10 protein-coding genes are annotated in these 12,994 nt (G+C 51.4%); 9 read left to right on the forward strand and 1 reads right to left on the reverse strand.

All coding sequences use genetic code 11. The features are described from left to right. Positions 1–484: 484 nt before the first annotated feature. Both aceB and aceA read left to right on the forward strand, forming a co-directional pair. Positions 485–2,083, forward strand: coding sequence for a malate synthase A (gene aceB, locus SPK40_RS11725; RefSeq protein WP_442957569.1), 1,599 nt, complete (start codon positions 485–487; stop codon positions 2,081–2,083). 173 nt (positions 2,084–2,256) lie between these two features. Beyond that, positions 2,257–3,564, forward strand: a complete 1,308-nt coding sequence (aceA, locus tag SPK40_RS11730) for an isocitrate lyase (RefSeq protein ID WP_330960584.1) — start codon at positions 2,257–2,259, stop codon at positions 3,562–3,564. Positions 3,565–3,796: 232 nt separating this feature from the next. Here aceA and SPK40_RS11735 read toward each other — a convergent pair whose 3' ends face one another. Beyond that, positions 3,797–4,417 (reverse strand): acyl carrier protein phosphodiesterase, encoded by a 621-nt coding sequence (locus SPK40_RS11735; protein WP_330960585.1) that lies wholly within the window; start codon positions 4,415–4,417, stop codon positions 3,797–3,799. A gap of 454 nt (positions 4,418–4,871) precedes the next feature. Between SPK40_RS11735 and SPK40_RS11740 the strand changes: the two genes are divergently transcribed. From SPK40_RS11740 to secF, 7 genes are all read left to right on the forward strand, one after another. Further along, on the forward strand, positions 4,872–5,996 hold the full coding sequence (locus tag SPK40_RS11740; protein ID WP_248141221.1) for a S1 family serine peptidase: 1,125 nt from the start codon (positions 4,872–4,874) through the stop codon (positions 5,994–5,996). A 214-nt stretch (positions 5,997–6,210) separates the two neighbouring features. Continuing rightward, positions 6,211–7,317, forward strand: coding sequence for a S1 family serine peptidase (locus SPK40_RS11745; protein WP_330960586.1), 1,107 nt, complete (start codon positions 6,211–6,213; stop codon positions 7,315–7,317). Between the two features lie 94 nt (positions 7,318–7,411). Further along, positions 7,412–8,464 carry a tRNA preQ1(34) S-adenosylmethionine ribosyltransferase-isomerase QueA gene (gene queA, locus SPK40_RS11750; protein WP_330960587.1) on the forward strand — a complete coding sequence of 351 codons (1,053 nt, stop codon included), beginning with the start codon at positions 7,412–7,414 and terminating at the stop codon, positions 8,462–8,464. A gap of 203 nt (positions 8,465–8,667) precedes the next feature. Next, entirely contained in the window at positions 8,668–9,795 is a 1,128-nt protein-coding gene (gene tgt, locus SPK40_RS11755) for a tRNA guanosine(34) transglycosylase Tgt (RefSeq protein WP_248141219.1), read from the forward strand. A 21-nt stretch (positions 9,796–9,816) separates the two neighbouring features. Continuing rightward, positions 9,817–10,152, forward strand: a complete 336-nt coding sequence (gene yajC / locus SPK40_RS11760; protein WP_036751515.1) for a preprotein translocase subunit YajC — start codon at positions 9,817–9,819, stop codon at positions 10,150–10,152. A gap of 25 nt (positions 10,153–10,177) precedes the next feature. Beyond that, positions 10,178–12,022, forward strand: coding sequence for a protein translocase subunit SecD (gene secD, locus SPK40_RS11765; protein WP_248141218.1), 1,845 nt, complete (start codon positions 10,178–10,180; stop codon positions 12,020–12,022). A 12-nt stretch (positions 12,023–12,034) separates the two neighbouring features. Next, positions 12,035–12,982 (forward strand): protein translocase subunit SecF, encoded by a 948-nt coding sequence (gene secF / locus SPK40_RS11770; RefSeq protein WP_248141217.1) that lies wholly within the window; start codon positions 12,035–12,037, stop codon positions 12,980–12,982. Positions 12,983–12,994 lie beyond the last annotated feature (12 nt).

The following is a 12,994-nucleotide window of genomic DNA, read 5'->3' on the forward strand; positions in this document are numbered from 1 at the left end:
CAAAAAAACAATTCTGTTTTCCGCGGCTTTAAACCTCTCCTGAGTGTATGACTCTCCAAATTCTCGACTATAAATGTATTTAGATTGAGTGGCTTGCAATCATTTCATGCTCACCTTTTTGTTTAAAACGTATTTTTCAAACTTGTTGCTATTGAGTGGTTTGGTAATTTAATTACGTAATATGTGACATTTTTCCTTGTTCCGCAGTAAGGCGGGGAAAAACCGAATATATCGTTCAAACCTGTTTTAATTTAGTGTTTTGAGTAATAACTCTATTTCATTTAATTTATTGATTTTATTGAGTTCGTTTTGTTTTTGTATCTTTCTTGTTTTTCTGGATGTTTGCCATTGATGATTTATTCAGGCAACGTATAGACCATGTTTACGCCAAAGGTGGTCTAAGATAAACATCAGCTGTTCGAATTTCAGGTGGTTATTTAGTTACATTTGGTCGTTTTGATGTAAGTGGGGAGTTTACATGGATATGGAAAATCAATATCAGTTTGGTCAACTGACCCTGACGGCACTGTCAGAAGCACAACGCGATATTCTGAGTGATGAGGCAGTGTCTTTTGTTGAAAAACTGGTGACCCGATTTGCTGCCCGTGTGCCGGAACTGCTGGCGGCACGTGAAGCGCGTCAGCAGGCGATTGACGGCGGACAGCTGCCGGATTTCCTGCCTGAAACTCAAAACATCCGTGAAGGTGACTGGACCATTCAGAATATCCCGGCCGATTTGCTGGATCGCCGGGTTGAAATTACCGGTCCCGTTGATCGAAAAATGGTGATCAATGCCCTGAATGCGAATGTCAAAGTGTTCATGGCTGATTTTGAAGATTCATTTGCGCCCGCCTGGAGTGCGGTTATCGACGGGCAGCGCAACCTGCACGATGCAGTGAATCGCACCATCAGTTACACCCAGCCTGAAACAGGAAAGGTGTATGCCCTGAAAGACGACCCTGCGGTGCTGATCTGCCGGGTACGTGGTTTGCACCTGCCGGAAAAACACGTGTTGTGGCATGGCACGCCGATTCCCGGAGCACTGCTGGATTTCGGTCTGTACTTTTTCCATAACCACAAACAGCTTCTGGCCAATGGCAGCGGTCCTTATTTCTACGTGCCAAAGCTTCAGGCATATCAGGAAGCGGCCTGGTGGAGTGATGTCTTCAGTTTTGCGGAAGATGAGCTGGGTCTGTCCCGCGGCACGATTAAAGCGACGGTGCTGATTGAAACCTTACCTGCAGTGTTCGAGATGCATGAAATTCTGCACAGTCTGAAAGAACACATTGTGGGACTGAACTGCGGCCGCTGGGATTACATCTTCAGTTATATCAAGACATTGAGAAATCATCCGGACCGTATTCTGCCGGACCGCCAAGTCGTGACCATGGACAAGCCGTTTCTTAATGCCTATTCGCGTCTGCTGGTGAAAACCTGTCACCGCCGCGGTGCGTTTGCCATGGGGGGAATGGCGGCTTTCATTCCATCCAGAGATCCGGAGCAAAATGCCTGGGTTCTGAACAAAATTCAGACGGACAAAGCACTTGAAGCCCAAAACGGTCACGACGGAACCTGGGTGGCGCATCCGGGGCTGGCTGATACCGCCCGTGCAGTTTTCGATGCCTGTCTGGGTGACCGGAAGAACCAGCTGGATGTGACCCGGGACAGCGATGCACCAATCACGGCGGCTGAGCTGCTGGCCCCTTGCGATGGCGAGCGGACGGAAGACGGCATGCGCCACAATATTCGCGTGGCTGTTCAATATATTGAGGCCTGGATTTCCGGAAATGGTTGTGTGCCGATTTACGGTCTGATGGAAGATGCGGCGACTGCAGAAATCTCCCGTGCATCAATCTGGCAGTGGATCAAACACGGCAAGACATTAAGCAATGGTCAGGTTGTGACTAAAGCACTGTTTGAGCAGATGCTGGCTGAAGAGATGCAGGTACTGTCGCAGGAAATCGGCGCTGAGCGTTTCCGGCAAGGACGCTATCAGGAAGCGGCCGCGATGATGGCCCGGTTAACGACCAGCGATGAACTCGTGACCTTCCTGACGCTGCCCGGTTACGAATACCTGGAATAGCCGTTGCGAGACTGAAAAACGCAACGCCAAGGAACATAAAACAAAAAGCACTGTGTGCAATTGCCTCTGTCCGGCCTGGCCGGGCAGGGGAAGCCCAAGAAAACCCATTGAAAACTGAACCGCAGAACCTCCAGATTTTGCGAACTATCGTCACATAATACGAGGGATTTATTATGACTCTGACTCGCCAGCAACAGATTGAAGCCATTGAAAAGGACTGGGCTGAGAATCCGCGTTGGAAAAACGTGAAGCGTACTTATACAGCGGAGGATGTGGTGAACCTGCGTGGTTCGGTCGTCCCGGCGAACACACTGGCACAACGCGGTGCTGACAAGTTGTGGGATCTGGTGAACGGCTCTGCGAAGAAAGGCTATGTCAACTGCCTGGGTGCGCTGACTGGTGGCCAGGCGGTGCAGCAGGCCAAAGCCGGCATTGAAGCGATTTATCTGTCAGGCTGGCAGGTGGCGGCGGACAACAATACCGCCTCTTCGATGTACCCGGATCAGTCACTTTACCCGGTAGACTCTGTACCTGCCGTCGTGAAGCGTATCAATAATTCTTTCCGCCGTGCTGACCAGATCCAGTGGGCAAACGGCAAGAGTCCTGAAGAGGGCGGCATTGACTACTTCCTGCCGATTGTTGCGGATGCGGAAGCAGGCTTTGGTGGTGTCCTGAATGCTTATGAACTGATGCGCAGCATGATTGATGCGGGTGCAGCCGGTGTTCACTTTGAAGACCAGCTGGCTTCGGTGAAAAAATGTGGACACATGGGTGGTAAAGTTCTGGTGCCGACTCTGGAAGCGGTACAAAAACTGATTGCGGCCCGACTGGCTGCGGACGTTTCCGGAACGACAACCCTGGTGATTGCGCGTACTGATGCGAATGCAGCAGACCTGCTGACCTCTGATTGTGATGCTTACGATGCCGACTTCATCACAGGTGAGCGGACTCAGGAAGGTTTCTACCGTGTACGTGCCGGGATTGATCAGGCGATTGCCCGTGGTCTGGCTTACGCACCCTATGCTGACCTGATTTGGTGTGAAACCGCAACGCCGTGTCTGGAAGAAGCGCGTCAGTTTGCAGAGGCGATTCATGCGAAGTATCCGGATCAGCTGCTGGCTTACAACTGCTCGCCTTCTTTCAACTGGGAGAAGAATCTGGATGCAGAGACCATTGCCAAGTTCCAGCAGGAACTATCGGATATGGGCTATAAGTACCAGTTCATCACGCTGGCAGGTATCCATAACATGTGGTTCAACATGTTTGAACTGGCCCATGCCTATGCGCAGGGCGAAGGGATGCGTCATTATGTCGAGAAAGTACAACGTCCGGAATTTGCTGCAGCAGAGAAGGGTTATACCTTTGTGGCACACCAGCAGGAAGTGGGAACCGGCTATTTCGACAAGATGACCAATGTGATTCAGGGCGGAAACTCTTCGGTGACTGCACTGACTGGCTCGACCGAGGAAGATCAGTTCTGAGCAGACTGATCGGATTGACCGAGCAATCTATCCTAGTTAGTCCATTTCGCAGCGGTTGCCTGCAAAGGTATTGCGATTAGCGTTATCTTCTGCTGCGTGAGGCGGGTGTACTGCCAGCCTCACCGGGATAGCACTTTAATAATGAAATTGTTATCGCCTTGGGAGCCTCCGGCTCCCCTTTTTATTTTTTGGGCAAAGCCGTTCAAGCCGGCAATTCTCACCTTGCTTTCCTTTATTTCTCAACACGTATCTGGCGGACCAGTGAATCACGGCTTTCCAGCCAGTAAGCTTTTGATGCCTGCATCAGTCTCGGATAGAGAATGAAAAAGCTCTGCTCCAGCGCCTGATAATGGTCGGAGAGAAAGGGCGGGCATTCTGTCAGCGCCTGTAATTTGGGACGTCTGATGGCCATTCTTGCCAGCGCCTGATGAATGGCTGATTCATGTTGATACTGTAATAACCATTCCTGCGCCCACATGCGACGGGTCATTTGCTGGTAGCTTTCCGGTTCCGGTTCCTGAAACTGTTCAATCTCACGTCTGGTCTGCCGGACAAACTGGGCTAGGGGTAAGTCATGGAAGACCGTCCAGTGCCGGGCCAAGTAATGGTCCCAGATCATATCGAGGGCAATGCCGCTGACCCGCCGGATCGCCGGGGGAAACTGTTGCCGCCACGCTCTGACTTCGGGCTGACTGTCGATATAGCTGTCGACAAAGCGGTGCAATTTGATCCCGGCAGCAACGTCCGGTGTATAGAAACGATATGGATCCCCCCGAACAAAGTCGGCGAGCAGGTTTCCGGTGAGGTTGCTTTGACAGTGATCGGCCAGGTGGAGATGTGCAAGAAAATTCATGGTGTTCGTCATGTGGTCGCAGGTAACTCTCATTGAAACTGTAACAGCAATTTGCGGAATAGGGCAGCACGGAAGGTCTGTCAGAAATTCGGTGTGGACCGTACAGGGCATTGCACAAAAATGCGGTATTGCGTCCAACTTTCAAACGTGGTGGCTCGAACAGCAAAAGGAAGCCGGCTTTGGCGGTTTATGTCACATCGTGACTGGAAGTTTTTTATAGACTGTTATTGAGGGTTGTTGATCTTTCGTGGTTCTTTTTTGTCCGGGGGATAATGATTGAAAGCCGGAGTGAACCTGTTGGGTCTGTTACCGCCTGGTACTGCCGTGTGGTCGGCGAATCGTGGGTCGCGAACGTGTATCACGGGGCAGGAAGAATCAGTAACTGACTGTAAAAAAGACGAATGGTTAACAGATACAGGGCGTTGCTAAATATTCTTTCGGCGGGGTAGTGAGAATGATGAAAAGAACGATATTTCAATGGGCAGCCGCCGGGATTGTGGGGGGATTGATCACGGCAAGCTGTTCTGTTTTTGCTGAGCAAAATTCTGCTCAGGAAGAGAATGCGCCTGTTGCAAGGGTGATCGGCGGGACTACAACCTACGCAGGAGAGCTGCCTTGGCAGGCACTGATTTATATTGATTACGGCCGGGACGGTAACGAAGTTTATCAGTGTGGCGGCGTGATCATTGATATGGATACTGTGCTGACAGCCGCACACTGTATGAAACATAACAATGTCGCGGCACAGTCGAACGAGGTTCTGGTCTGGGGGGGGATTACCTCAACCAGCAGCGCGACGATCGGAAACGCCCATACTGTGGCCAGTGTGACAATTCATCCAGGCTATGACGCCTCTACTTTCGTCAACGACATTGCGTTACTCCGTCTGAATACCGGCTTTTCGAGTTCAGTCCAACCCATTCAGCTTGCCACGGTCAGTGAGCAGAATCAGGCTGATTTAGCCTTCGAGAATAGCTACGTCCATGGGGGGGAGAGTCCTGAAAATTTGCTGGTATCCGGTTGGGGACGAACGTCAGCAGATCCGGATGCGGCGGTCTCTCAGGATTTGCAGCATACTTTGCTTACCGGAGTGCCTGACGATTATTGCAACAGTGTCTGGAGTAATATTAATTCAACGAATCTGGATAGCTTTGTGTGTGCGATTTCTCCTTTGCCCAATGTTGATCGGGATAGTTGCCAGGGCGATTCCGGTGGTCCGCTGGTGTGGCAGAATCCACAGGCCAGTGCTGATGCTGATTTTGGCTTACGCTTGGTCGGACTGGTCAGTTTCGGCGCCCAGTGCGCATCAGATGTACCTGCGGTGTACACGGAGGTCTCCCATTTCAGAACCTGGATTTGGACGATTACCGGCACCGGTTTTGATTTTGACCCTGATCCGGTTTTCACGAGTGATCCTTTTTCAGCGGAAAATTCAGCGCGTCTGAATAGAGAGACGTCAACTCATCAAACGGTCGGTTATGCCGGCAGCGGCGGAAGTGGCGGCAGTATGGCTCCTGGGATCCTGATCGTATTGTTTGGCTTGTTCTTTTGGCGAAGCCGCGAAAAGTCAATCAGATAACCTGCTGTTTCTTTCTCTCTGGGCCTGCTGAGCGATGATACCGTCATTGCTCTCAGGCTGTTCAGTCTACACCTTTTCCCCTTCTGCTCAGTTTCTTCTCCTGCGGTACTGTAAAAGGGTCGCAACTTTAACCCTGATTATCAGTTATGCAACAAATGCTGAATTTCGGCGGGCTTTATAATTAACCCACTGTCTTTCAGAAGGGGATGTAGTGATGAAAGCCCCTGTCGCTATCTGCCTGTTTTATCTCTGTTGTTTCTTCATGTTTGCTTCGTTATCAGTGCATGCGCAGGATGAAGAATCGGGTACACCGAATGAACAGGCGCCTCAGGCAACAGCCCGGATTATTGGCGGTATTCTTACGCAACCGGGAGAATTGCCCTGGCAGGCTTTTGTGAGAATCGACTTTTCAGAGAACGGCACTGAAGCATACCAGTGCGGAGGTGTGGTCATTGATCAGGAAACAGTGCTGACCGCTGCACATTGTATGGTGAATGCCGGGCGGGTGGCGACACCCATGCATGTCCGGGTATGGGCCGGGATCACGTCATTAGAAGATGCGGGCAATCAGAATGTTGCCCCTGTGAGTGCCGTTATTGTGCATCCCAGTTATAACAGCAGTAATTTCAATAACGACATTGCTATCCTGCGTCTGGCGATCAGTTTACCCCCAAGAGCAATACCCATCCGAATTGCAACGGTTGCAACACAGCGTCGGGCCGATGCTGAGTTTGTCAGTACCTGGGTGGTCAACGGAGTACGTCCCGCCAATTTGCTGGTCAGCGGCTGGGGCAGTGATTTTCCCAAGAGCGAAAAAGGCGTCATGTCTCTGAATCAGACTTTGCTGTCCGGCGTGCCGGACAGGAGCTGTGATGCGTTATGGGGCAGCACGGTTTATCCGCAGGTTTACAGTCTGTTTGTCTGTGCCGGACCGCCATCGCCGGAGCTGTACCGGGACAGTTGCTTTGGTGACTCTGGCGGGCCTCTGGTTTGGCAGGATCCCCAGGCGAGCGGTGATTCGGATTTTGGTCTTCGCTTAGTGGGGCTGGTCAGTTTTGGGGAAGGATGCGCGGGGAATCTGCCGGGAGTGTACACCCAGGTGTCGACCTATCTCGATTGGATCGGTTCTGTTTTGGGCAGTCGTTTCAACCCCGCTCCGGGTTCAGTGTTTGCGGTAAATCCTTTTTTGCAGGATTACAGTAAAGCCGGGCTGGAAGATTTTGGTACCCGGACAAATAGCAGCAGCGACAGCGGGGGCAGTCTTTCATGGCTCACATTATTTGCTCTGTTGTGGCTGGCTATCCGGAGTTTTCGTGTCTGAGCCGGACGGAAATCATTTCATCCCATTTCAGCGGGCTTGATATTGCAGTGTGGCAGCCTATACTAGCTGCCTGCTGTAATTTAGGGCCTAAAAAATGCAAGTTTCAGATTTTCACTTTGACCTTCCCGACGAATTGATTGCGCGTTACCCGCAACCTGAACGCTCTGCGAGCCGTCTGCTGCATCTGGACGGAAACAGCGGTGATGTACAGCATCAGTCGTTTAAAAATGTGTTGGATCTGGTGCAGCCAGGTGACTTGCTGGTCTTTAACAATACCCGGGTTATCCCTGCCCGTATGTTTGGCCGGAAAGCCAGCGGCGGTAAGCTGGAAGTGCTGGTCGAGCGATTGTTAGATGACAAGCGCATTCTGGCGCATGTCCGTGCATCTAAAGCTCCGAAGCCGGGCACTCAGCTGCTGCTGGGTGAGAACGATGAGTTCGAAGCCGAAATGGTCGCGCGCCACGATGCTTTGTTTGAAATTCGTTTCAACAGTGAGCTGACAGTTCTGGAGATTCTGGAGACGGTCGGACACATGCCGCTGCCGCCTTATATTGACCGTCCGGATGAGGACGCGGATAAAGAACGTTATCAGACGGTTTATAACGCAAAACCGGGTGCAGTTGCAGCGCCAACAGCCGGACTGCACTTTGATGATCAGCTGCTGGCAGATATCAAGGCGAAAGGCGTTGAGTTTGCTTTCGTGACCCTGCATGTTGGTGCCGGAACTTTCCAGCCGGTTCGCGTCGATAATATTCACGATCACCACATGCATGCTGAGTACGTTGAAGTACCGCAGGACGTGGTCGATGCGATTAAAGCCACTCGAGCGCGTGGCGGACGTGTCATTGCTGTCGGGACGACGTCGGTTCGTTCACTGGAAAGTGCTGCGCAGGATGCCCTGAAAAAAGGGACTGAGCTGGTTCCTTTCTTCGGCGACACCGATATCTTTATTTTCCCTGGTTATGAGTTCCAGCTGGTGGATGTGCTGATTACCAACTTTCACTTACCGGAATCGACGCTGATCATGTTGGTGAGCGCTTTTGCCGGGTATGAGCACACCATGAACGCTTATCAGCAGGCTGTGGCGCAAAAATATCGTTTCTTCAGCTATGGCGATTCGATGTTTATCCATCGTCGTCAGGCATAAGCGGGCAAATTTCCGGCTGTAGGACACAGTTTGGTGCCTGATAACCGGAAAATCCGAACTTTTTAATGAATTCACTGTCTGGCTTTGGGCCGGACAGTTTGCGATCTCGCTGAGATCACAGTGCATCAGGCGATGGCCTTTTGTATTTATCTTGGGTCAACTGACCTGAATGTCAGACTGTTTCTCTGGCTTTTGGAGGCTTTGTGAAATTTGAATTAGATAAAACCCAGGGGCGTGCACGTCGCGGCCGTCTGGTCTTTGAACGTGGCACGGTTGAAACGCCGGCCTTTATGCCTGTGGGTACTTACGGCACCGTGAAGGGTATGACGCCGGAAGAAGTGAAAGAGACCGGCGCACAAATTCTGCTGGGCAACACGTTCCACCTGTGGCTGCGCCCGGGTCAGGAAGTGATGAAACTGCACGGCGACCTGCATGACTTTATGCAGTGGCAGGGCCCGATTCTGACCGATTCAGGCGGTTTTCAGGTCTTCAGCCTGGGTGATATCCGTAAGATCACCGAAGAAGGTGTACATTTCCGTAATCCGGTGAACGGCGACAAGATTTTCATGGATGCAGAGAAATCCATGGAAATCCAGTATGACCTGGGCTCCGATATCGTCATGATCTTTGACGAATGTACGCCTTACCCGGCAACGCATGATGAAGCCAAGCAATCGATGGAAATGTCTCTGCGCTGGGCGAAACGCAGCCGCAACCATTTCGATAAACTGGAAAACAAAAATGCCCTGTTCGGCATTGTGCAGGGAAGCGTTTACGAAGACCTGCGTGATGTTTCAGTGAAAGGTCTGACCGAAATCGGCTTTGACGGCTATGCAGTCGGTGGTCTGGCTGTGGGTGAACCGAAAGAAGACATGCACCGTGTGCTGGAACACACCTGTCCGCAACTGCCGGAAGATAAGCCTCGTTACCTGATGGGTGTGGGTAAACCGGAAGATCTGGTTGAAGGTGTTCGCCGCGGTATCGACATGTTTGACTGTGTGATGCCAACCCGTAACGCACGAAACGGCCATCTGTTTGTTACGGGCGGTGTGATCAAGATCCGTAATGCGAAACATAAAACGGATACAAGCCCACTGGATCCGCACTGTGACTGTTACACTTGTCGCAACTACTCGAAGGCGTACCTGTATCACCTGGATAAATGTAATGAAATTTTGGGTGCACGCCTTAATACAATCCATAACTTACGTTACTATCAGCGTTTGATGGAAAGCATTCGTCAGGCGATTGAAGAAGATCGTTTCGACGCATTTGTAGAAGAGTTCTACACGCGCCGGAACCGCGAAGTTCCACCATTGAAAGACGTTTAACTATAACGAGGACGTGAATAAATGAGTCTTTTTATTTCTCAGGCACACGCAGCTGCCGAAGGTGCACCACAAGGTGGCGGCATGCAGCTGTTCATCATGCTGGCCCTGTTTGCGGTTATTTTCTACTTTATGATTTACCGTCCGCAGGCGAAACGGGTGAAAGAGCATAAGAACCTGATGGCCTCGATGGGTAAAGGTGATGAAGTTCTGACAAACGGCGGTCTGGTCGGCAAGATCACGAAAGTTTCAGAAGAAAATGACTACATTGTGATCGCGCTGAACGACACAACTGAAGTTACGATCAAAAAGGATTTTGTTTCTGCCGTGCTACCAAAAGGCACCATGAAATCTTTGTAATTTATGGCTTTGAAGGATCTTCTCAGTGTTAAACCGGTATCCCTTGTGGAAGAACCTGATGGTGGTGTTCGCACTGCTGATCGGTTTGCTTTATGCGCTTCCCAATGTGTTCGGTGAAGATCCAGCGATCCAAATCTCCGGGGCGCGTGGCGCCTCGGTAGAGATGTCCACGCTGGATACGGTGACCGAGCAACTTAATCAAGATAATCTCTCCTATAAATCTGTCGCATTCGAAAACGGGGCTATTCTGGTCCGCTTCAAAGACACTGAGACTCAAATCAGTGCCCGCGATTTACTGAATCAATTTCTCGGCGACAACTATGTTGTTGCGCTGAACCTGGCACCATCAACACCGCAGTGGCTGGAAAGCCTGGGTGCCACGCCAATGAAACTTGGCCTGGACCTGCGTGGCGGTGTGCACTTCCTGATGGAAGTGGATATGGATGCTGCCATGGAAAAACTGCTGAGTCAGCAGGAAGACACTTTCCGTTCTGAGCTTCGTGAAGCCCGCATTCGTTACCGCGCAATCAGCATCAAAGACAATGGTGTCGAAATTCGTCTGCGTAACGACGAGCAGGTTCAGCAGGCCAAACGAGAACTCTCGAAATTACATCCGGACATGCTGTTCATTGAAGGCAGCGGCTTCGCATTGAAAGCCAGCTTCAGTGAAGCCCGCATGCAGGAAATCCGTAATTATGCCGTGGCTCAGAACATTACCATTCTGCGTAACCGTGTGAATGAGCTGGGTGTGGCTGAACCATTAGTTCAGCGTCAGGGTGCAAACCGTATTGTGGTTGAGCTGCCGGGTGTTCAGGATACAGCGCGCGCGAAAGAAATTCTGGGTGCCACGGCAACACTGGAATTCCGCGAAGTGGACGGCAGTGCCGATCTGGCCGCGGCTGCTTCCGGCCGTGTTCCGCCGGGCAGTGAAGTGAAGCGTTCCCGTGACGGTAATCCTGTTGTGCTGAAAAAACGAGTGATTCTGGAAGGTTCACACATTACGGATGCCAGCTCCAGCAATGATGAGTATGGTCGTCCGCAGGTCAACATCTCGCTGGATAGTGAAGGTGGGAACAAGATGACGGCTTTCTCACGCAATAACGTGGGCAAGCTGATGGCGACGCTGTTTATTGAATATAAAGACAGCGGCAAGCGTTCTCCGGAAGGGAAAGTGATTCTGGAGAAACATGAAGAAGTCATTAACCAGGCGACGATTCAGACTGCACTGGGCCGGAATTTCCGGATTACCGGAATTGATACTCAGGCAGAAGCGCATAACCTGGCGCTGTTACTGCGTGCCGGTGCCCTGATTGCACCTATTTCCATTGTGGAAGAGCGCACGATCGGCCCGTCTATGGGTCAGCAAAATATCGACATGGGTATCCAGGCCTGTATCTGGGGTATGGTTGCCGTTATGTTGTTTACTCTGCTTTATTACCGTAAGTTCGGCCTGATCGCCAACCTGGCACTGGCCATGAACCTGGTGCTGATTATTGGCGTGATGTCGATGATTCCGGGGGCGACCATGACGTTGCCGGGAATTGCCGGTATTGTCCTGACGGTCGGTATGGCGGTAGATGCGAACGTGCTGATTTTTGAGCGGATCCGGGAAGAAATTCGCGAAGGCCGCAGCCCGCAGCAGGCAATTCAGCAGGGTTATGCGAATGCATTCAGCACAATTGCAGATGCCAATATCACCACACTGATCACCGCGATTATTCTGTTCGCTGTGGGGACTGGCGCCATTAAAGGCTTCGCCGTGACCCTGTCGATCGGTATTCTGACCTCTATGTTTACAGCCATTGTAGGCACCCGGATGCTGGTGAACCTGCTGTATGGCGGTAAACGTATCGATAAGCTGTCGATCTAAGGAGACGCTGACATGTTTCAAATCTTGAAAGCGGATAAAGTGATCGACTTTATGCGTTGGTCGAAACTGGCCTTCGTTCTGTCTGCGGTCATGATCATTGCGTCAATTGGCGTGGTGGTCACCAAAGGGATGAACTGGGGGCTGGACTTTACCGGCGGAACCCTGATTGAAGTGGGCTTTGAACAGCCGGCCGATCTGGGCAAGATCCGGACGTCGCTGGAATCCGCTGGCTTCGATGATGCGATTGTGCAGAACTTCGGTACGGCCCGTGATGTCATGGTCCGTCTTCAGCCGCGTGATGGTGTGGCCGGTGAAACACTGGGCAACCAGGTGCTGGATGCGTTGCGTAACGGGACGCACCAGAATGTTGAAATGCGCCGGATTGAATTTGTTGGCCCGAATGTGGGCGATGAGCTGGCCGAAGCGGGTGGCCTGGCAATTCTGGTGTCGCTGATCTGTATTCTTTTGTACGTATCGATTCGTTTTGAATGGCGTCTTGCAGCTGGTGCGGTTCTGGCACTGGCTCACGATGTGATCATCACAATTGGTATTTTCTCACTGATGCAGATTGAAGTGGACCTGACAATTGTGGCGGCCTTGCTGACGGTTGTCGGTTACTCACTCAACGATACCATCGTTGTCTTTGACCGGATTCGTGAGAACTTCCGGAAGATGCGCAAGGGCGGTCCGTCAGAAGTGATGAACAATTCGATCACTCAGACTTTAAGCCGTACCCTGATCACTTCCGGCACGACATTGTTCGTGGTGATTGCCTTGTTCCTGAAAGGCGGCACCATGATCCATGGCTTTGCAACAGCATTGCTGATTGGTATTACGGTCGGTACTTATTCTTCCATCTACGTGGCTTCTGCACTGGCGCTGAAACTGGGAATTACCCGTGAGCACCTGATGCCACCAAAAGTGGAAAAAGAAGGCGAAGAATTCGACGCGATGCCTTAATGAATCCGATGG

Source organism: Photobacterium sp. 53610, from assembly GCF_036409375.1.
Taxonomy (GTDB): domain Bacteria; phylum Pseudomonadota; class Gammaproteobacteria; order Enterobacterales; family Vibrionaceae; genus Photobacterium.

Bases quoted from the DNA above. Each gene is read 5' to 3' on its own strand.
- aceB (WP_442957569.1), top strand. From the start codon at position 485: ATGGAAAATCAATATCAGTTTGGTCAACTGACCCTGACGGCACTGTCA.
- aceA (WP_330960584.1), top strand. From the start codon at position 2,257: ATGACTCTGACTCGCCAGCAACAGATTGAAGCCATTGAAAAGGACTGG.
- SPK40_RS11735 (WP_330960585.1), bottom strand. From the start codon at position 4,417: ATGAATTTTCTTGCACATCTCCACCTGGCCGATCACTGTCAAAGCAAC.
- SPK40_RS11740 (WP_248141221.1), top strand. From the start codon at position 4,872: ATGATGAAAAGAACGATATTTCAATGGGCAGCCGCCGGGATTGTGGGG.
- SPK40_RS11745 (WP_330960586.1), top strand. From the start codon at position 6,211: ATGAAAGCCCCTGTCGCTATCTGCCTGTTTTATCTCTGTTGTTTCTTC.
- queA (WP_330960587.1), top strand. From the start codon at position 7,412: ATGCAAGTTTCAGATTTTCACTTTGACCTTCCCGACGAATTGATTGCG.
- yajC (WP_036751515.1), top strand. From the start codon at position 9,817: ATGAGTCTTTTTATTTCTCAGGCACACGCAGCTGCCGAAGGTGCACCA.
- secF (WP_248141217.1), top strand. From the start codon at position 12,035: ATGTTTCAAATCTTGAAAGCGGATAAAGTGATCGACTTTATGCGTTGG.